This window comes from Streptomyces sp. NPDC050610 (assembly GCF_040654875.1).
GTDB lineage: Bacteria > Actinomycetota > Actinomycetes > Streptomycetales > Streptomycetaceae > Streptomyces.
In genome coordinates, this window is the sequence record NZ_JBFAIV010000049.1 from 28,938 (window position 1) to 47,246 (window position 18,309).

General features: G+C 65.7%; 17 protein-coding genes and 1 pseudogene. 8 read left to right on the forward strand and 10 right to left on the reverse strand.

The window, feature by feature from the left end:
* Nucleotides 1-108: 108 nt before the first annotated feature.
* Together AB0I22_RS36110 and AB0I22_RS36115 are read left to right on the forward strand one after the other, a co-directional pair.
* Nucleotides 109-321, forward strand: a complete 213-nt coding sequence (locus AB0I22_RS36110; RefSeq protein ID WP_363135270.1) for a DNA-binding protein — start codon at nt 109-111, stop codon at nt 319-321.
* A 154-nt stretch (nt 322-475) separates the two neighbouring features.
* Nucleotides 476-1,432, forward strand: a complete 957-nt coding sequence (locus tag AB0I22_RS36115; protein WP_363135271.1) for a recombinase zinc beta ribbon domain-containing protein — start codon at nt 476-478, stop codon at nt 1,430-1,432.
* Nucleotides 1,433-1,441: 9 nt separating this feature from the next.
* Here the strand turns inward: AB0I22_RS36115 and AB0I22_RS36120 are convergent, their stop codons facing one another.
* From AB0I22_RS36120 to AB0I22_RS36135, 4 genes are all read right to left on the reverse strand, one after another.
* Nucleotides 1,442-2,665 (reverse strand): cytochrome P450, encoded by a 1,224-nt coding sequence (locus tag AB0I22_RS36120; RefSeq protein ID WP_363135253.1) that lies wholly within the window; start codon nt 2,663-2,665, stop codon nt 1,442-1,444.
* Nucleotides 2,662-3,855, reverse strand: coding sequence for an MAB_1171c family putative transporter (locus AB0I22_RS36125; RefSeq protein ID WP_363135254.1), 1,194 nt, complete (start codon nt 3,853-3,855; stop codon nt 2,662-2,664). The genes AB0I22_RS36120 and AB0I22_RS36125 overlap by 4 nt, the downstream gene beginning before the upstream one ends.
* On the reverse strand, nt 3,848-4,261 hold the full coding sequence (locus tag AB0I22_RS36130; RefSeq protein ID WP_363135255.1) for a hypothetical protein: 414 nt from the start codon (nt 4,259-4,261) through the stop codon (nt 3,848-3,850). Before AB0I22_RS36130 ends, AB0I22_RS36125 begins: the two co-directional genes overlap by 8 nt.
* 166 nt (nt 4,262-4,427) lie before the next feature.
* A complete protein-coding gene (locus tag AB0I22_RS36135; RefSeq protein ID WP_363135256.1) occupies nt 4,428-4,943 on the reverse strand; it encodes a helix-turn-helix domain-containing protein in 516 nt (171 codons plus the stop codon).
* 891 nt (nt 4,944-5,834) lie between these two features.
* Between AB0I22_RS36135 and AB0I22_RS36140 the strand changes: the two genes are divergently transcribed.
* From AB0I22_RS36140 to AB0I22_RS36150, 3 genes are all read left to right on the forward strand, one after another.
* Nucleotides 5,835-6,974: a ParB/RepB/Spo0J family partition protein gene (locus AB0I22_RS36140; RefSeq protein WP_363135257.1), complete on the forward strand. Its 1,140-nt coding sequence runs from the start codon at nt 5,835-5,837 to the stop codon at nt 6,972-6,974.
* Nucleotides 6,975-7,189: 215 nt separating this feature from the next.
* Complete coding sequence (locus tag AB0I22_RS36145) at nt 7,190-7,600, forward strand: DUF488 family protein (protein WP_363135258.1); 411 nt, start codon at nt 7,190-7,192, stop codon at nt 7,598-7,600.
* 715 nt (nt 7,601-8,315) lie between these two features.
* Nucleotides 8,316-8,903, forward strand: coding sequence for a hypothetical protein (locus AB0I22_RS36150; RefSeq protein WP_363135259.1), 588 nt, complete (start codon nt 8,316-8,318; stop codon nt 8,901-8,903).
* Nucleotides 8,904-9,276: 373 nt separating this feature from the next.
* Here AB0I22_RS36150 and cas2e read toward each other — a convergent pair whose 3' ends face one another.
* A complete protein-coding gene (gene cas2e / locus AB0I22_RS36155) occupies nt 9,277-9,606 on the reverse strand; it encodes a type I-E CRISPR-associated endoribonuclease Cas2e (RefSeq protein ID WP_363135260.1) in 330 nt (109 codons plus the stop codon).
* A 1-nt stretch (nt 9,607) separates the two neighbouring features.
* On the reverse strand, nt 9,608-9,754 hold the full coding sequence (locus tag AB0I22_RS36160; protein WP_363135261.1) for a hypothetical protein: 147 nt from the start codon (nt 9,752-9,754) through the stop codon (nt 9,608-9,610).
* 7 nt (nt 9,755-9,761) lie between these two features.
* On the opposite strand from AB0I22_RS36160, the pseudogene AB0I22_RS36165 reads away from it, so the two are divergent.
* Nucleotides 9,762-10,229, forward strand: a pseudogene (locus AB0I22_RS36165) (3'-5' exonuclease); the annotation flags it as partial.
* 223 nt (nt 10,230-10,452) lie between these two features.
* Here the strand turns inward: AB0I22_RS36165 and AB0I22_RS36170 are convergent.
* The 4 genes from AB0I22_RS36170 to AB0I22_RS36185 all read right to left on the reverse strand — a co-directional run bounded on the left by AB0I22_RS36170 (nt 10,453) and on the right by AB0I22_RS36185 (nt 17,160).
* Nucleotides 10,453-11,202, reverse strand: a complete 750-nt coding sequence (locus AB0I22_RS36170; protein WP_363135262.1) for a hypothetical protein — start codon at nt 11,200-11,202, stop codon at nt 10,453-10,455.
* A gap of 32 nt (nt 11,203-11,234) precedes the next feature.
* On the reverse strand, nt 11,235-15,101 hold the full coding sequence (locus AB0I22_RS36175) for an SGNH/GDSL hydrolase family protein (RefSeq protein ID WP_363135263.1): 3,867 nt from the start codon (nt 15,099-15,101) through the stop codon (nt 11,235-11,237).
* 572 nt (nt 15,102-15,673) lie between these two features.
* Entirely contained in the window at nt 15,674-16,327 is a 654-nt protein-coding gene (locus AB0I22_RS36180) for a hypothetical protein (RefSeq protein WP_363135264.1), read from the reverse strand.
* Nucleotides 16,328-16,620: 293 nt separating this feature from the next.
* Nucleotides 16,621-17,160, reverse strand: a complete 540-nt coding sequence (locus AB0I22_RS36185) for a hypothetical protein (protein ID WP_363135265.1) — start codon at nt 17,158-17,160, stop codon at nt 16,621-16,623.
* Between the two features lie 247 nt (nt 17,161-17,407).
* Here AB0I22_RS36185 and AB0I22_RS36190 point away from each other — a divergent pair, with 247 nt between their 5' ends.
* Together AB0I22_RS36190 and AB0I22_RS36195 are read left to right on the forward strand one after the other, a co-directional pair.
* The gene (locus AB0I22_RS36190; protein WP_363135266.1) at nt 17,408-17,713 is read left to right on the forward strand and encodes a hypothetical protein; all 306 of its coding nucleotides are present in this window, start codon (nt 17,408-17,410) and stop codon (nt 17,711-17,713) included.
* The gene (locus AB0I22_RS36195) at nt 17,694-18,113 is read left to right on the forward strand and encodes a hypothetical protein (RefSeq protein ID WP_363135267.1); all 420 of its coding nucleotides are present in this window, start codon (nt 17,694-17,696) and stop codon (nt 18,111-18,113) included. The genes AB0I22_RS36190 and AB0I22_RS36195 overlap by 20 nt, the downstream gene beginning before the upstream one ends.
* Nucleotides 18,114-18,309: the final 196 nt, after the last annotated feature.

The following is an 18,309-nucleotide window of genomic DNA, read 5'->3' on the forward strand; positions in this document are numbered from 1 at the left end:
TTGTCGGACACTGCTGTACAGTCCTTCCAACGTTGGCGCGGGGGAGATTGCGACAACGGGATGACTGCTCAAGGAGATGCCGGGCGGCCTACGGCGGCGGCCGGAGCGATGTGCTTGGAGGAGTTGCTGGCGCTGCCGGCGACGGTGAACGTGGTGACCGCCGCTCGGGCTCTGGGTATCGGCCGGGACAAGGCGTACGGGCTGCTTCGGGGCGGTGTGTTCCCGGTGCGTACCTTGCAGTTGGGGGACACCGTGCGTGTGCCGACCGCCGGGTTGTGGAAGGTGCTCGGGGTGGAGGCGCCGGCGGGGCCTGGGGTGTGACCCTGCGTAGGCATATGCCCTCGCGTGAGGTATTCGTTAGCTCTGCATCAATGTGACCTACCTTCGCTAAGGTGGCCGGTACAAGGGGGTCGGTCTGAGGCGAGGAGCTCACGTGCCACGGTTGTACGGGTTTGAGGACGCGGCGCATCGCCGTGTGCGTGAGGATGAGGCGGCTGGGATACGCCAGGCGCACAGCCGCCGCTTGGCGAAGCAGTTGCCCCCCGAGGTGACGGAGTGGATGAACGCCGCGGGGTACCGCACGTCGGTCGGCGGTCTGTGGCGGCCTGACCGGCTCAGTGCGGTGCTGGACCATCCGGCGATCGCCGGGCTCGAAGAGGACGCCCAGGGCGAGTTGGTGGAGACCGGCGGGCCGCAGATCGTCACTCCGGCTGAGTTCAAGCAGCTTCGAGCGCAGCGGGAGATGGAGAAGCCTGCCTACCAGCGGGCCGAGCAGCGCGAGTACCTGCTCACCGGCGGCGGCCTGAGCGTGTGCGGTCTGTGCGGCTTTCCCTTCACCGCCTCGCCTTCCAACTCCGGGAGCCGTGGCTACCGGTGTGCGCCGAGCACGCCGCAGCATCCCGGCGGGTGCGGCAAGGTGCGCATCAACGCTGATCTGGCCGAGGTCTACGTCGCTGAGCACGTCTTGGCGGAGCTGGCCAAGCCGGAAGTCGCACGCCACTTGGAGGTGGTGCGCGACCGGGTCCTGGCCGAGGCGGCGGAGCTGCGCGAGCGGGCGAAGGCCGATCGTGCGCGGCAGCGCGACCTGGGCAAGGAGTACGCCGGTACGAAGCTGTCGGGCGCCGCGTTCCGTGCGGCTGACGGGGAGCTGTCGAAGCGTATCCGGGATGCCGAGGTGGAGGCGCGGCGCTTGGAGCAGGTGAAGCATGCGCCCCTGGGGGGTGTCCGTGATCTGGTGCACTGGTGGAAGCACGCCCCTCTTTCCTCGAAGAAGGGCGTGCTGGTGCTCATGCTGGAGCAGATCGCGTTCTACCCGGCCGCCTCGCGCGGTTCGCGAACGGTCGACAGCGACCGCGTGGCGCTGACCTGGCGCACGTGGGGCACGACGCCGGAAGAACCGGTAGAAGCGGACGCGGAACGCACCGGGGCGTGACGTACGGCCTCATCCGGGAAGCTGCCCGTCGGGTGGCCCCGTAACGGTGACGCGGAGCTGGGCGAGGGAGCGGGATCGCCAGGAGGAGCGCCATCGGGGTTCCTCGTGGGGGTCGGCGAGGGCCAGGTGGGGGAAGCGCCGCATGAGGGTGCTGATGGCGGTCTGGATCTGTAGGCGGGCCAGCGGGGCTCCCAGGCAGTAGTGCACTCCGTGCCCGAGGGCCAGGTGGGCGTTGTCCGTGCGGTGGATGTCGAAGCGGTCCGGCTCGGGGTACCGGTTCGGGTCCCGGTGCGCGGAGGCGAGGCAGAGCATCACGGTGTCGCCGGTGGGGATCGCGGTCCCGCCGATGTCGATCTGCTCGGTGGGGAAGCGGCGGATGGCCATCTGGCCGGGGACGGTGAAGCGCAGGATTTCTTCGACCGCGTCAGGCAGGAGCCCGTGGTCGGCCCGGAGTTCAGCGAACTGGCCGGGATGGTTCAGCAGGGCGAGCAGGCCGCCGCTGATGACGTGCTGGGCGTTTTCGACCCCGGCCATCAGAATCAGGAAGGCCAGGGAGACGAGTTCGTCCTCGCTGAGCCGGTCGTCCTCATCGCGGGCGGCGATCAAGGCGGAGAGCAGATCGTCTTGGAGGGCGGCTCGGCGAGTGGCCACCAGGCGGAGAAGGAAGCGGTGGATGCTGTCCACGGCCTCGGCGATCTGGCCGGGATGTTCCGGAGTGATCATGGCAGTCACCCAGCCGGAGAAGTCCCCCCGGTCCGCCGTCGCCACGCCGAGCAGGTCGCCGATGACGGTGAGCGGCAGCGGCGTGGCGAAGTCGCCGACGAGGTCGGGGGCTGCCTCGGCGGCGAGCCGGTCGGCGAGGCGGTCGGCGGTGACCTGTATGCGCTGGCGCAGGTCTTCGACGTGCCGCGGGGTGAATCCCTGGGCGACCAGGTGTCGTAGCCGCAGGTGGTCGGCCGGGTCGATGTTGAGCAGGTTGGCATCCAGGGCCGCAGGCAGGGAGAAGCCTTTGTAGCCGGCACCGGAGTGGCGGCGGTTGAGCGACAGCCGGGGGTCGGTGAGTCCGGCGCGGACATCGGCCTCGCGCAGCACGAGCCAGATGAGGGATCCGTCGGGGAGCGCGACGCGGTGCACGGGGGCTTCGGCGCGCAGTCGTGCGTAGGCCGGGTAGGGGTCTGCGCCGGGTGCGGCGTCGAGGAGCTGGGCCAGGTCCAGGGCCGGTGGGGCACTCATGCGAGGTCCTTCGCGGGAAGAGGCCGGGGGACGTGCTGGGCGAGGACGGCGCGTACGACCGGGGACTTGTCGAAGGCGCGGGCCAGTTGGCGTTGGAAGGAGAGCTCGGTGGCGAGGTCTTGTGGTTCGGCCGTGAGCGGCGAGGCAGTGAACTCCGGCGGCTCCTGGCCAAGGGACTTGGCGTGCAGCGCCGCCTTCAATTGGGCGGCTTCGACGGTTGCCCCGAGGGCGGCGCCCTCCAGATCTGCGGCTCGGGCGTGCTGGTTGGCGGATTCGGTGATGGAGGGGTCCATCCACATGCGCAGCGCCCATTGGGCGTCTCGGATCTCCACCACGAGCCGGTAGAGCCGGGATCGGACGGTGCTGCCCGGTTCCAGGTCCAGGATGACCTCGGGCGCCGCTGCGGTGATCTCGCGGTGCAGGGGACGTAGTTGGCGGAGCGCGTACCGGTGATCGATGCGGAGCCACATCCTGCTCAGGTAGGGGCCCCAGTCGGGCACGGTCCACCCTATGGTCTGGATGAAGACGCCCACCGTCACCGCGAAGGGGGCGAGGGGCTCCCATGTCGCCCCGGAGTGTCCCGTGACGCCGGCGATGATGTCCGCGATGCGGCAGGCGGCGTAGAGCATGGACGGCGGGATGTTCAGTGCGATCATGATCAGGCCGCGTCGCAGCCAGGGCGTGGGGACGACCTTGGCGTACTTCCAGCCGAGGATGCCGACGTCGATCTGGTTGACGGCGTAGCCGATCAGGTAGACCCCCAGATAGGCCGGATAGAACTGGGCTCCGTTCGCAGCGAAGTGATCAGGCTGCTCTTTGAGGCTGGTGGCGGCGGAGAACAGGACCGCCATGAGCACCAGGATCAGTGTGAGTCCGGCCAGGCGGGGCACAGCCTTGCGCCAGGCGGTACGTCGTTCGTGGGAGAGGTGCAGCAGTACCAGTTGCTGGCTGGCGGCCGAGAGGACCACGGAGCTTTGGGACAGGAGCCCGGACAGGTTGACGATGCCCGCGGCTCGGCTTATGGCCACCCAGACGACGGGGGTGGATATCGCGAACAGTACGACGTGGAAGAAGAAGTTGGCTGCCAGAGCGAGCTGGGCCGGGGACCGGTCGGTCCGCAGGACTCTGAGTTTGTAGAACAGTGCGAGCAACGATATGGCGGCACAGCACGGGTACAGGACGCTATTCATCTGCCTCGGACTCGGTGTGGGGGGTTTCCAGTGTGGACAGCCGAGCGACCAGGTCCTGGTACTCCGGCGGGACTGCTCGTATGCGTTGCGTGGCCCAGGTGCCGATCCGCTGGCCGATGAGCGAGCCGATGTACTCGGCTTCGAACTCCGCCTCGGAATGGGTGTGGTCGCGGCCGAGGACGCGGCGCACCAGCTCCGGATCGAGCGAGGGCAGAAACAGCTGACTCGCTTCGGGGCGCATCACGGGGGTCGCTTCGTGCTCGCAGATGAAGTGCCCGAGTTCATGGAGCACGACCTGGTGCTGGTGGATGGGGGCCATCCGCTGCTCGAAGACGATGAAGTCTTGGTCCTCAGCCGTGACCAGGAGCCCGTCCGGGCTGCCGACGGGCAGTTCGAGCGGGACCACGGAAATCGGTCGGCCTTGCAGGCGGCCCAAGCGATCGCACAGGACGTCGATGCTCAGGTTCCCCCGCGAAGGAAGGCCGATAGCGCGGACGCGCTCCTCGCAACGCCGTCTGACATCCACGCGCAGAGCAGGTGTTGACCGCAGCCAGCGCAGTACCACCACGGCGCTATCCGTCGCCGGTGCGCGGTGGCTGCCCTGGGTCCGACGGTCGTTCGCGGAGCGCGCTCTGCGCGCGCGTGGCCGAGTCGAGGATGCCTTTGAGGAGGTTCGACAGCTCGGTGACCGACCCCGGGTCCACCGTCGAAGGGCTGGACGTGCGCAGGGACATCCCTCCGACTTTCTGGCGCCTGAGTTCCCCCAGGGTGGCCAGCTCGGCGTTGACCTGCTCGAATACCTGGTCGTCCAAGAAGTAGCCGTCGCGTGAGATGCCGAGGCTGTGGGCCACCTTGACCAGCGTTTCGATGGTGAGGTTCGAGCCGTCGGCCGACTCGGCCTGGGTCAGGGTGCGCTTGGACACGCCGGCGCGTTCCGCCAGCCCCGCCACGGTGAAGGGGCCTTCGGGATGGTGCTGTCGTACGTAGCGCAGCCGCCTGGCGATCGCCGACTTGGCCGCGTGTATCCGCTCCCCGCGCCCCAGCGGATCGGTGCTACCAGAGCCCGACGAGTCCTGTTCCGTCGTCAAGTCGCCTCCCCCCTCAGGGCATTGAAGTGCGCACACTAGCACTATGTTGCTCTCATGGGGAGAGGTATCGCAGCGTCGCGGGCGGATGGATCCGGGTTGGCGATGTTCGCCCGACGAAGGTGTGTGGATCTTGAAAAGAACGAAGCGTCATGAGGGGATCACCCGGGTGCTACACATTCGATTAGGTAGACCTGGGCCCGTTGACGCAGCGTCAGTTGGGCTCGGTGGCATCGGGGGTGGGCGAGCGAGGGCTCGTCCTTCGTGGAGGGAAGCGGATGGCAGAGGTGGACCCGAAGCAGGTGGCGGCTTTGGCGGAGGAGCCGCCGCGCGTGCTTGCTCCCGACTTAACGCCGGGAGTATCGGAGGAGGGGCGCGAGGTACTGGAAGCGCAGGTGGCCATGCGTCCGGGCGGGAGCGGCGGGTGAGGCTGGCCGCCTGCGAAGGGTGTCCTCCGACATCGAGATAGGTGACATTGCTTGAGTCATGGGGTACGTTCTGGGACGCCGGTGGGTGCGGTCCCGTACTTGCCGGTGCCGCAGTGCGCGGCTTCCTTGAACTGCTCCTCGCGGGTGGCCGACCCCCCGCGCCCCGCCCGCGAGGAGCTGGCCGCGATCGGTCGCGGCTCGGGGGCCGCGGTGGGGTGGAGTTCGTCGCGCGTGTGGGCCGCGGCGCACTCCGCCCCCTCACTGTCGGCCGCAACCGCAACCGGTGCAGGACCTCCGCTCCGGGGTGTCATTCGCCCAGTGAAATACCTTTGTGTATTCCCCGGTGAATTCCTGAATTAATTTCCCGCACCTTCTTGAATTAGCGGCATTTGCCATTAAGATATAAGTGTAAGAAAAAAGGGAAACCACTAAAATGTGGTTTCCGAATTCAGGGAAGGCGCGGGAAATGTTCAAGGAAATTCGACTCGACCAGATTGCGGCCAACCCGGAGCAGCCCCGCAAGTACTTCGACGAGGCCAAGCATCAGGAACTGGTCGGCAGCATCCAGGAGAACGGCCTCCTCCAGCCGGTCGTCCTCCGGCCGGTCGAGGGCGCCGCTGCTCCCTACATGCTGATCGCGGGCGAGCGTCGGTGGAGGGCCTGCCGCGCGGCCGGCCTTGAGGTCGTGCCCGCGAAGGTCATCGAGAACATCGACGAGGAGCGGGCCTACGTCCTCAGCATTGCCGAGAACGTCGGCCGCGAGGACATGACCATCATGGAGGAGGCCGGCGCGTACGCAGACCTCGCGGCCGCGGGGTGGGACGCGATAAAGATCGCCAAGCAGTTCGGCAAGACCGAGACCCACATCAAGTGGCGGCTCGGGCTGCTCACCCTGCGCGAAGAAGTCTCCGCGATGGTCGACAAGGGAGACATCAAGCCGAACCTGGCCTGGCACATCGCGCAGCTCAACCCCGGCAACCAGATGGTCGCTGCCACGCGCTACGTCAGGGGTGACTTCGACTCCGAGTCCGACGCCCAGCACTTCGCGAACGGGCTCAAGATGATGGAGAAGCAGACCACACTGACCAATGAGAAGGCCCCGGACGCCGAAGAGCAGGAGAAGCGCAAGAAGGCCAAGGCCAAGGCCAAAGACGGCCTCGGCCAGGCCGAGGAAGTCCTGCTGCCGCTGCTGGAGGAACTGGCGGAGAAGAAGCCGGAGGACCTGGCCGTCATCCTCGGGGACGACCTCAGCCGACACGTGAAGGTGGTCGGCAAGATCTACAGCCAGGTGCAGCTGGTGCGGAACCTCCTCAGCAAGGCCCAGGGAATCCAGCGGGCGATGACGGCCGACTTCAACAAGGCAGCGGTCGAGGTCCAGCAGGAGACGGCCAAGGACAAGGAAGGAGCGGCCAAGGAGAAGACCGAAACGAAGCCGGCCGCGAAGAAGACGGCGGCCAAGCCTGCGGCCCCGCGTACGAAGACCGCAGCGTCGGCAGGGGCCAAGAGCCCGGCGCGCAAGGCGCCCGCCCAGAAGCAGACGGCAAAGGGCGGCCCGGCCAAGCAGGCCAAGGAGACGCCGAAGGCAGACACCACGGCCACGAAGTAGCGAGACGGGGGCGCGGCGCAGGCCGCGCCCCCGAGCTGGATCAGCTGCTGCGAGTGCCCCGATCCGTGCCCGCAGGGATATGAATCCCTGCGGGCACGGTGCCGTTCAGGTCCACACGAGCCTGAGCGATTGGCACCGAAAGAATCCGGTCCGGGCCGCCGCCACGGAATCGGCGAGCGCCCCGGTCACTGAACAGCACGAAAGGAAACAGCTACGTGCTCACCCTGTTCACCAACCGCTATCAGGAATTCCAGCCGCCGCAGGGCGTGCCGGTACGCATCACCCTGGGCGCACCTCGTTTCAAGCTCTCGTACCCGTTGAAGCGCGCGGTGCGGGAGCTTGCGCCACGCCGGGAATACTTCTCCAAGCCGCTCCCGGAGTTCACTGCGGCTTACCGGGCGGACCTCGACAAGCTCGGCGCGGAGCGCATCGCCGAGGAACTGCGGAAGATCACCGAGGCGGAGGGGAGTCACAGGCTCGTGCTGCTCTGCTTCGAAGACCTGTCGGACCCGACGCAGTGGTGCCACCGCAGGATCTTTGCTTCGTGGTGGAAGGACATCACGGGCGACGCCGTCCGCGAACTGTCGCCGATGGCAGACCACTACGAACAAGGAACCCTGATGTGAACCAGCGAGAGGCGCCGCCTTCAAAATAGGTGACATGCTTGAAGAAGGCTGCGCGCTTCTTGTGTTAGGTTCCAGCGCAGCGCCCGGCCCGGCACCCGCCGAGGCCGGGCGTTCTCGTGTCGCCAGGAGGAGAGATGTTCCAGGGCACCATCCCGGGCCCCATGCGCTCGATCGTGCGCGAGACGGCCAGTAGCTGGCCAAGCGGCCCGGTCTACGTACCGTGCTGCGGCAACTTCACCATCGAGCGGTCCCTGGCCGGCCTGGGCTTCGCCCTCCACTCCTCGGACGTGTCCATCTACACCACAGCCATCGGCCGGTGGCTCACCAAGCAGCCCGTCGGCATCCGCCTCCGCGACGAGAGCAACGAACAACTCAGCTGGCTCACAGACTCGTTGGATGACGGCATCGGCACCGTCGCCACAATGATGCTCGGCACCCGATTCCTTGCCAGCGTCGGCCGCGAAAGACTATGGCACGAGCGGGTAGTGCGCTCGTACCGGGAGCAATGGAAGGCCAAGCACACTGAGACCGTAGAGCGGTTGGCTCCGACGTCGAGTTGGCCTCCTACGCGGTTGAAGACGTGCGCTCCTGGCTCCAGAAGGTGCCACGCGACGCCCCCGTCTGCTCCTTCCCTCCCTTCTACGGCGGAGGGTACGAGAAGCTGTACGGGCCGCTGGAGGCGCACTTCGCCTGGGACGCGCCCACGTACGAGCCCTTGTCCGACAGCGACGTGGTCAGCGTGCTCGGCGCGATCACCGACCGTCCGTACTGGCTGACGGCCTCCAACCACGACGTACCTGAGCTACGGCGACATCTTCGCGGTGTCATCAAGGCAACCCCGCGCGCGGCCCCCTTCTACGTCTATGCCTCGGCGGCGCCGACGCGCGTCGTTACGCCCCGCCAGCCGATCGAACCGGTCACGGCCCCGAGGCTGCGGGCCGGTGAGGAACTGCTCGGACCGCTCCGGCTTTCGATGCTCAAACCCGGCCAGTTCAACGCGCTGCGCTCGCGGTATCTCAACCCGCGCATCGCGCCCGGCGCGGCGAACCTCGCAGTCGCGGTCAAAGACGGCAACGGCAAGATCCTCGGCGTCTTCGCGATGGCACCGAGCAGCTTCACGCCCGACGAGGCGTACCTGCTCTCGGACTTCGCGGTCGCGCCCACGGACTACCCGAGGCTGTCGAAGCTCATCGTGCTTGCGGCCCCACCAGCGCGGAGACGCGGCTGCTGTGCCAGCGGGCGTTCTCGCGACGCATCCGCGCCGTGTCCACGACGGCGTTCAGCAACAACCCGGTTTCCATGAAGTACCGCGGACTGCTGCGCCTGACGAAGCGCAGCCCTTCGAACGAGGACGGCTGGAAGTTCCAGCTCCAGTACCAGGGGGCAATGGGCGGGCATACCCTCTCCGATGCATGGGGCACGTGGTCTGCGAAATGGGGAACTCACCGCCCCTCCACTGGATCGCAGCAAGCGGAACGTTCTTCATCAGCATCGCTGGAAACATGATCAAGTGCCTGCGTCCGTCGGTGGGGAGGGAAGAAGTCAGACGCCAAGCGAGAGCGGTCGAACCGGCATATCCCCACGTCGGCGGGGAGGACCCGCGCCGCACCGGCCGCCCGGCGAAGTACTGCGGAGCACCCCCGCGCTGGCGGGGAGGACTCTTCCTGACCTGCGGTTCAGCGGGGCCTTCGCGGTCCCTTTACGTTTGGCGCTGGCGAGGGTGGGGCTGTCATGCGCATGAGTGTGAGGCCGTCGAAGTCGGTGGGGATGCGGCGGCGGGTGCCTGCGGTGTGGATGGTGAAGCCTTGTTCGGTGGGGGCAGGGTGGATGAGCATGGCGGTGCCGTCGCCGACGACGGCTGCGGTGGTGTTCCAGAGTTCGTCGCGGACGCGGGCGGAGACGGTGCCGACGAAGATGCCGGGGACGACTTCGATGGTCCAGCGGCTGAGGGCGCCGCGGAGGTGGTCGGGGACGGCGGTGGTGGCCAGGACGACCATGGAGGGCATGTCAGTCGGGCTCGTGCGCGTAGTTGACGCCGGCCGGCAGGACTCCCGCCTTGGGGTCCCAAAGAGGGACCATCTCGGCGTCCGTGCGCTCGGACTGCTCAACCTCGTCGGGGCTGCCGGGGGCCAGGAGCGTTTGGACGTCCCTCACGATGCGCGGGGGTGACTCCCTGCGTGCCCTGACATGGGCCGCCCGCGATCTCCTCCAGGGACGCCGCACCCACCACCCCGAACTCGTGCTGTTCACCACTTGGGCGGCGCTGCACGACTATGCCAAGCACGACCCCGCCGGCAGCGACCTGCAGCCCTTCGCCAACCTCGTCGACGAGCACGGCCCCGAGGCTCTCCTGCCGGCCGTCGACCGACTCGTTCCCGAAGACGCAGCCGAGGTCACCGTCTCCACTGCCCACAAGGCCAAGGGCCGGGAATGGGCCCGGGTGCGCATTGCATCCGGCTTCACGCCGCCCGCCGACACCGATGAGGTCGACGCCCAGGGCCGCCCCGTTCCCCAGCCCGTCGATGAGGCAGAAGCCCATTTGGCGTACGTTGCCGTCACCCGAGCCCGCCACCGCCTGGACCCCTTCGGTCTGTCCTGGATCAGCCAGCACCCCGACAACCCTGTCTGACCCCGAACGCCCGGCGGGTGCCGCGTCTGCTGATCACACTCCCGGTGTGCTCTTGCTGTGTAGGCGTGACATCTGGAGCCCCTGGCTCGCTGCTCAGCGCGGGCCGCCGTCTACGTTGGCCCCGGACCCAGTGTGCTCTGCCCCGTGAGCAGTGTGCACGGTCAAACGCCCCCACCTATTTGGCTGCTTCGGGGCATGTGCGCCTGGGCACCGTGCAACAGACTCAGCAGGAATTCACGGGAGTTGCGGTGGCTGGCGGAAGGTCGGCTTCGACGGAGTCGGGGGCGGGCCGGGTGATGCGGTAACACTGGTTGGCTGTGGCGTCGAGGCTGGTGATCAGAACGGAGACCACTACAGTGCCGCTTCTTCGTGCCACGTCTTTGACGGCGAAGCTACGGAACGTGCCGGTGGGGTCGAGGGCCTTCTGCAGTCCGGTACGGGTGAGACTTTGCGCATCGATTCTCTCGATCCGCTTCTTCGCCAATCGGGACCGATAACCGATGTCTGCGGCAGGTCTGCACACATCGTCGTCCCGCACCGTCACTTTGTGCGTCCATGTCTGGCCGTACGGGTGGCTGTAGGTGAAGTCGAAGCATCGGTTCACCACATCACTGTTGCTCCCGGGAAGAATCCCGACCGACTTGTACATCATCTGCTTGGGCAGCCGGGCCGTGAACTCCCGGCGGGAGGCGTCGTATGTGATCACCGGGGATGCCGTGTGCTGCCAGATCACACTGGTCAGCTTGTCAACATCGCTGGTGTGGCTCGCGTCGAGCGAGCGGGCCGCGTCGTCGGCCGCGTCGCGGGCTTGCTGGAGGACCGACGACACAGCTCTATCTCTACGTTCCCTGTTGACTTTCCCGGCGTGCCAGTCGGAGTACCACAGCCACGACAGACCGGTTGCGAGGACGAGCACCAGCACGATCAACATGATCAAGCAGCCGGTGGTCATGGAGCGGTTGATCCGCTCCATGACCACCGAACTGCCCTGTCTGTCAGATTGCACTAAGTACCCTTGTATCCGATGGCGGCCAGTTCCTGTTCCATGACCCGGGCATAGCCCGTCGTTCCGGCGTTCTTCGGGTGGAATGATTCGAGGCTCAGGCAGATGCCGGTGCTTGGTGAAGGAATGCAGAACAATGGGTTGTCCGGGTCCCCGGAGTGGAAGTCGCCGTCGCCGTTGGGTCCTGCCACGACACCATTGATCCACTCGTCGTTGTTACAGAGCCCGTGGCCCTTGAACGCGGGGATCGGGTCGGCGAAGGCCACGTTGATGCCTATCCCCTTCAGCTCGTCCACCTTGGCCTTCTGGTGGTCGCGCATGTAGTCGGCCAGGTAGTTCAGGGTGTCGAAGTCAGCTGGCAGGCATGGTTGGTCACCGACGATGTGAGGGTAGCCCATGAGAACGATTTGCGCGTTCGGAGCGGCATCCCGGATCTGGCCAATCAGCTCTCCGGTGGCAGCGACCGCTTTGTCGGCGTTGCCCGTGTAGTCCTTCCTGTCGCACGCTGCCCACATGTAGCAGTTCTTGACGGCGTTGGTGAAGTTATCGCCGTCGTTTCCGCCGATGGTCAGCATCACCAGTGTCGTGTCCGGGCTGAGGGCACCCGAGTCGATCTGGGTCTTCTCGTGATAGTTCCCCATCCAGCCCCACGCCCTGGGGTCCCCGGACGTCAGCTGATTCGTATGCGCGCCGGAGCAAGTGATGTTTTGAAAGTCGAGTGAGGAGCTGTGACCGTCTGAGAGAGAGCCGATGCTGGAGTTCTGACCGGGAAGGATCACCTTGCGGCCCCACGAGTTGGCGCTGCGTCGGCAGGCGTTCCATCGGGAGGTGCCGTGCGAGGTGTCGGACTCAGACGAGTAGTTCCCAGCTCCTTCACCGGAGCTGTAGGAGTCGCCCATGGTGACGACCATGTGCTTCGGCTTGCCCGGGAGTTTCTGGAAGGCGACCGAGGAGAAGGCCACGTCGTCGTCGGCGGTGCCGTCGTTGGTGGCGTTCGACAGTTCCACCTGGGGTGTGCCGGTGAACTGGTAGACGCCGAGTTCGGCCCAGGTGTTCTTGCTGTAGTGGGTGTTGATGTAGCGGTCCCGGTCACCGCCCGCAACGCCCTTGACAACGTAGTGGGCTTGCTGGGTATGTGCACCGGTGTCAGGCAGATGCACGAACACGCGGGCCCAGCCGTCCAGGTTCTGGCCGAGGGCCCAGGTGCCCTTCACAGCCATTCGTCCCGAGTCACCACCGAGGTGGGAGGCATCGCGAGTGTGCGTGTACCAGAAGTGTCCACCATAGCCACCGCCGATCTGGTACAGGTCGCCCTTGGCGTCGTACTGCCCCAAGCCGGGCCCGGTCGCTCCCGGGTCGGGGTAGAAGGTGAACTGGAAGTTGCCGGCGTCGGTTCCTACGGACCCGCAGTCACTGTAGGTGTTCATCCCGTCGGGCACGGAGTTGACGATCAGCGCCCCTCCGGGTAGGCCGTCGTTGGTACAGGCCGGGGTGCCGTACTTCAACCGGTAACCCCGTCCCGGTTCGGCGACCAGCGTCTGGTATTTGATTGCCTCGTGACCGCAGTCAGCGTCGCAGTTGCTCTTCCACCTCACGTTCGAGCCCTGCCACCAGTACTTCTTGTAACAGTCTTCGTCCGGGCATTTCGGTGGGTTCGCGGTGTTGCAGTTGTTGGTGGAGTTGCAGAACGCTTCCAGCGGGGGCTTGACAAGGTCACGCTGGCCTGCACTGACCCACCAGGCAGGCCGGAATCCAGCCGTCGAGTAGCCGGACTCGCCGGGCCAGTCCTGCCGGCCGGAGGTTGCGTAGGACAGTCCGGTGTCGATGGACCAGGCGGACCAGCCCATCACCTTCTCCTCATACGGCCACTGCTGCGGCTTCGCGGCGTCGTGCGGATCGTTCATGAATGGGTGCCGCGACGGGGGGTACAGCGGGTTGGCGGGGTTGTTGTACCAGCCCAGCCCCCAAGGTTTGCCGTCGTTCTGGTTCGGATTGAAGCCGAGGTTGTAGTTCCATAGAGCGGCGAACCAGTTCTCCGGTTTGGAGGAGTCGTCGTTGTTGACAGTGATCGACTGCCCGCTCTTGTGCAGCTCGTTCCACTTGTCGGCGAGAATGTACATTGAGGCAGCGATGTTCACTGAGTAGTCGAGGGCTACGGCCCGCTGCTTCTCAGGGGAAAGAAGATTCTCGTTCGGTTTGGCGTGCCCGGCCAATCGCATGCCGTCGGTGACTTGCCCGACGCCGTATCCGCAGTCTGAATTCGCCCAGTGGATCGTCCAGTAAGACTCGGAGCTGTCTCCTTTGTGGCCGTAGAATCCTGCCGTCGCGGCCAGTGGGCTGCCCATCTGGCCGGGTATGGCGCCGGATTCGGCCTGCCAAAGGTTCGATTCCTGCGCGAGCACTCCGAGCAGGACCTGGGCGGGGATCCGTCCACCGCCGTTGATCTTCGGGGCTGGAAACAGGCCCTGCGGGTCGACGGTACCGAGGCCGGCCTGATCACGCCAGCCACCCTGTTTGATCCACTTCGAGCGGAGTTCGCCGCGTACGGCCATGTCGACGGCCCACTCGACCTGATTCGGGGTCGGCTGCAGCGCCAGGGATTTGACGTCGTTGCGAGGGACGGAACACCAGCGATCGGTATCGACGGGGTCGTGCGCCCGGTCGTCGCCCTTCACTCCATCCCGTGCGCTCTTCCCCTTCGTGCCGCTCTTGCCGCTGGGAGTGGCGAGGGCCGGGGAGAACGATCCGTTGCCCGAGCCCCCGGTGGTGTTCGCGACGCTCTGAGTGATCTTCTCACCGGTAGCGGTCGCATGGCTGGTGATGGTCAGTGTGGCACCGGAGGACCTATCGGTGGGGTCCTGTGCCGTGCGCGGCGCCAGTGAGGGCTCGGACTTGGTGAAGCCCTTCCCGGCGTTTTTGATGTTGCCCAAACCCGCACGTACGCCGGGCGCGAGAACGGGGTCGACCGCGAGTCTCCCCAGGCTGGACACGTCAGTGTCTGCCGGAACATTCAGGCGTGTGACCGTACTGTCCGCAAGGTGGAGGTCCTTGGCGTGTCCGGTGAGGAAGACCCGGCCTGCGGCTCCTTGCTTGAGAGCCAGTTCGCCGAGTTTGCCTGACGCCAGCATGGCTGCACTGCCGTTCCTCTTCCAGAATTTGGCGCGGGCCGCTCCACCAGTGTGGTCGATGAATGCGACCCCACCAGATGTGGCTCTGATGTCGAACGGGACGCCGTCTGTTGCCGCCAGTTTCTCGGTCTTCTTTCCTCCTTCGTCCATTTGCACGAGTTGTCGGCCCCACGCGGCTATCAGGCCGTCCTGCACCGGCACGGCAGACGTCACCTGACCGTTCACGGCGGCGTCACTCATGAGCTTGCCGCTGGTGTCGACGGTAACGAGACGGGTCTTGTTCTCGCGGAACGCAGTGAAGGCGGCGGTGTGCGTCTGCGGGTTGCAAGATGGGTCGAAGTAGGCTAGCGACGCTGTGAACGGCAGTTTCGTTACCCGACCTGTTTTCAGGTCGACGGTCGCGGTGAACGCGCCGCCCTGCATCAGGTCCGGCTTGTTTGTGGACGACCTGGGCGCGTAGACGGCAGCGGCATGGTCCTGATCCATGGCGCAGGCGTTCCCGATCCACGAGTCCGCGGACACGCCGGGTTCGGCCAGTTCGGCGACGGTCCGCCACTGATAGGCGTCCTTGCTGTCCGCGACGAGGATCTTGAAGCCGGAGGCGTCCGCCGCAGTGGTCAAAATCCGGTCCTTGGAGGCCTTCCAGTCCTTCCCTAGCTTCTTGCCTGGGTTGTCGACCCGGGCAAGAGGAGCCGGGGCATCGTGCTGGCCGTTGCTCTGGACCGGGTTCGATCTGGGCACAGCAGTTGCAGGTGCGGTCTGGAGCAGGCCGCCAGTCAGAGTTGCGCAGGCTGCAACGGCGATTAAGGGTAAGCGTGCGCGATTTCTGCGTCTCAAGAAAATCCCCTTCGTCGTTCGTCGATGTGACAGGGCGAGATAACCGTCACCTGGTCTCGATAACTGTCACCCCGGTCCGGACCGGGCACTGTCCTCTAGTCCGCAACGCGATCGAGGCAGGTCAGCACCGCCGTGCTTGATCATCACTGGTGACAACAAGCGCGCACAAAGCGGGATGGTGACAGGTAGCTCGCTCATCTGGTGACAACAACAGTGCTCACGTACGCGGATAAAGCCAGGTCGAGCTGAGAGGTCGGTGACAACCATCTCGCCCAGTCACAGTTGAACGGCGTTCCGTGCCCTTGCCTGGGCACAAGTCTGGCCCGCCCCCTGGGAGTGAAGGGCAGGCGTAAGATCTCGCGGCCAGTTGACCGGTGCCCCGCCGAACCAGCTGGTCTGCGAGAGGCAGCTGATTCGGCGGGGAAAGTGAAGGTATTGCCCAGCGGCGATGAGACCAACCGGACTGACTGACGCGATCAGGCCTTACTCAAGACCGCTTCAGCTTTTCTCAAGATTTCGTCGTTCTGGGTCTTCTCCGCATCGAGAGCTGCTTTATTCTTCGCGATTGAATCGCTCTGCATCTGACTCTCGATCGAGAACCATTGGTCGGCGATGCCTACCTTCGTGGAACAGTCCGCTTCGGCGACTGCCTGCTCCTTCGGCAATGCCTCGGAGGCTACGCCTTTCCCGCTCGAAGGCGAGTAGCCCTTGCTGGTGAGGCATGCATCCCGCTTTCTTGACAAAGCGGCTACGGTTGCATGTTCCCGGGACTGGCTGAATGTGTCGCCGTTGATCTGCTCGGCGGTCTTACTGCGCAAGTCTCCCATTTGATTAGCGGCCTGAAGCCGGCACCCGCCCTTTGGCAGGGCCTTGCCGTGGAAGGATGCTGCGCGAGCCTTTCCCGTGGTGGGATCGAAGTTCTTCAGCACGAGGCGTTGGTCGTCCGTGAGTTTGCGTGACTCCGGCGCGCTTCCCCCTGGGCCGCCCGGCAGGGCGTACCCTCTGACTCGGGCATCGGATGCGTCGATGACGCCATACCGTCGTTCGATGTTCGCATCGTTGTCGCTGTTCTGTGCCAACGAGAACGTTGCCGGGTTCGGAGGTTCGTAGGTGACTCCGTAGTCTGCCATGCACTTGATTTGCAGGACGGCCTCGGCTTGGGCGACCCTCAACATGTTGCTGTGGCGGGGGAGATACTTTTCGATGGGCAGTTCCTTGCCCTTGAGAGGGCCCGCCAACGGAGCCTTAGGAGCAGTTTTCTGGACGGGTTGCCTGGCGAACGCTCGTACGTCGACGGGCTTCGGGCCGTCTGGAGCAGCCGAGTCGCCGGTACCCGAAGCAACTGCTGCGGCTGTGCCGAGGCCAGCAAGCGCTATAGTCGCGCCTGCCCCGACGAATAACTGTCTGCGGGACCATTTCATGATTACCCTCGCGAGCTGGATGCGTTCTGATTTTTGAGTGCCGAATTAAGGTTATAGATACGGCCTGAAGGGACCGTTTGCGCGGCACCTCCGTATCCGCTGTTGAAGTAGATGGTGTGGGGGTAGTAGTCCTGGTTGGCTGCGGAGGCGGCGTTGTTCTTGATCGCTTCACCACCTCCGTATCCGTTCGGGAGACACTTGGCACCGACGCCGCCCGCCCCGCTGAAGTACAGCGTCGGGCCACCGTTGTATCCCTTATTGCGGTACTCGTAGCGCACCGCTACCGACCCGCCGTTTTCGGTGCGACCCCAATGGTCGGGGACGCTGCGGTTCGTCAGGAAGCATGCCGAGTCGATGTACTTGGTCCCTTTGTCGCTGCTGTAGAAGATTCCCAGGCACTCTCCGTCCGAGGCATTGCACAGGTCCCACTCGTAGGCGGTGCCTGCGGAGGCGCTGGCGCTGGGGATAAGGACGCCTCCTGCGGTGAGCGCAGTGAGGGCGGCGGCGTGCACAACAGTGCGGTGCCACTTCTTGTTGCTCATCGATACTCCTGCTCGGCTATGACCGTGCTGGTTCATATGTGCGATGTGCGCATGAACACCCTAGCGAGGCTGGTGTGGACCAATAATCTGTTTTTCGGCCATGCCATGAGTCTTATCTGGACGAAACGTACGTGCATCCAGTGGTGGGTGTAGTGCTTCCGCGGGGACCTCCTGGATCAGGGGCAGTGAGGACGGGCTGTGGTGTTCGGCTGCTGTCTCCTACCTTTGGGGCAGGACGTTGGGGGCGGTGATCGTCTCGTTTACCGAGGAGTTGAAGCAGCGGGAGTCGGCGGCGCGTGCTCGGGTGGAGGAGATTCGCGAGCAGATGGCCGTGTTGGCCGAGCAGCTTGAGGATGCGGAGGGGCATCTGACGCGGTGGAAGATCGCTCGGGAGGCGGTCGACGAGGTCCTCGCCGAGACCGGAAGGGTCGCGGCGCCGGAACCAGACCATGAGTCCGATGCTCCGGCGGTGGACGAGAACGAGGGGACGGTCTCGGCTTTCAGCAGGGTAATCGGGGTGCAGACTGTGCCGCTTGCGGCGGGCGCGGCTTGAAGCGTCGGTGTTGCCGACGGCGTATCGGGATCTGCTAGAGGTGCTGGCCGATGCGGGCACCGAGCTGCGGGCGAAGCAGTTCGCGGTGGGGATCGGGCTGGGCAGTGTGCGGCTCGAGGCACTACGGTCGGCCACCGCCGAGGCCGCCGCCCGGGTCGGGCCATTTCGCACCCGCCTGGCCTTGGGCGAGAAGCCGGCCCTCAAACGCATGGCCACCCTAGCGGCCGTCTACGACGCCACCCCGGCAACCCGCTGCCCGCACGACGTGATCGCCCTGCCCGGCGGACGACATGGCAGACGAAGACTGCGGCCCGGGCCACGTGCTGAGGCGAAGTGGCTGACCGGCTCGGTCATCCAGGACACGGATGAGGTGATCCAGGCAGCCTTCGACCAGGCCTAGGCCCGTGACCCCGGACACCGCGGACCGTGGATCGTGCTGGTCGACGGCGCCCGCCACCAACCCGCCAGCACCAATAGCCAAGAAACTGCAAAGCCCTCCTTAGTGGGTGTTCTGTGAGCCTTCGCTCGGGTTCACTTTGTCGGGCGGGGCATGGTGAACAGGCCGGGTTCGGGCTCGGTGAGGATGCCGCGGCTCA

Coding starts and splice junctions, on each gene's coding strand:
- AB0I22_RS36110 (WP_363135270.1), top strand. CDS start 109: ATGTGCTTGGAGGAGTTGCTGGCGCTGCCGGCGACGGTGAACGTGGTG.
- AB0I22_RS36120 (WP_363135253.1), bottom strand. CDS start 2,665: ATGAGTGCCCCACCGGCCCTGGACCTGGCCCAGCTCCTCGACGCCGCA.
- AB0I22_RS36125 (WP_363135254.1), bottom strand. CDS start 3,855: ATGAATAGCGTCCTGTACCCGTGCTGTGCCGCCATATCGTTGCTCGCA.
- AB0I22_RS36140 (WP_363135257.1), top strand. CDS start 5,835: ATGTTCAAGGAAATTCGACTCGACCAGATTGCGGCCAACCCGGAGCAG.
- cas2e (WP_363135260.1), bottom strand. CDS start 9,606: ATGCCCTCCATGGTCGTCCTGGCCACCACCGCCGTCCCCGACCACCTC.
- AB0I22_RS36170 (WP_363135262.1), bottom strand. CDS start 11,202: ATGGAGCGGATCAACCGCTCCATGACCACCGGCTGCTTGATCATGTTG.
- AB0I22_RS36180 (WP_363135264.1), bottom strand. CDS start 16,327: ATGGCAGACTACGGAGTCACCTACGAACCTCCGAACCCGGCAACGTTC.
- AB0I22_RS36185 (WP_363135265.1), bottom strand. CDS start 17,160: ATGAGCAACAAGAAGTGGCACCGCACTGTTGTGCACGCCGCCGCCCTC.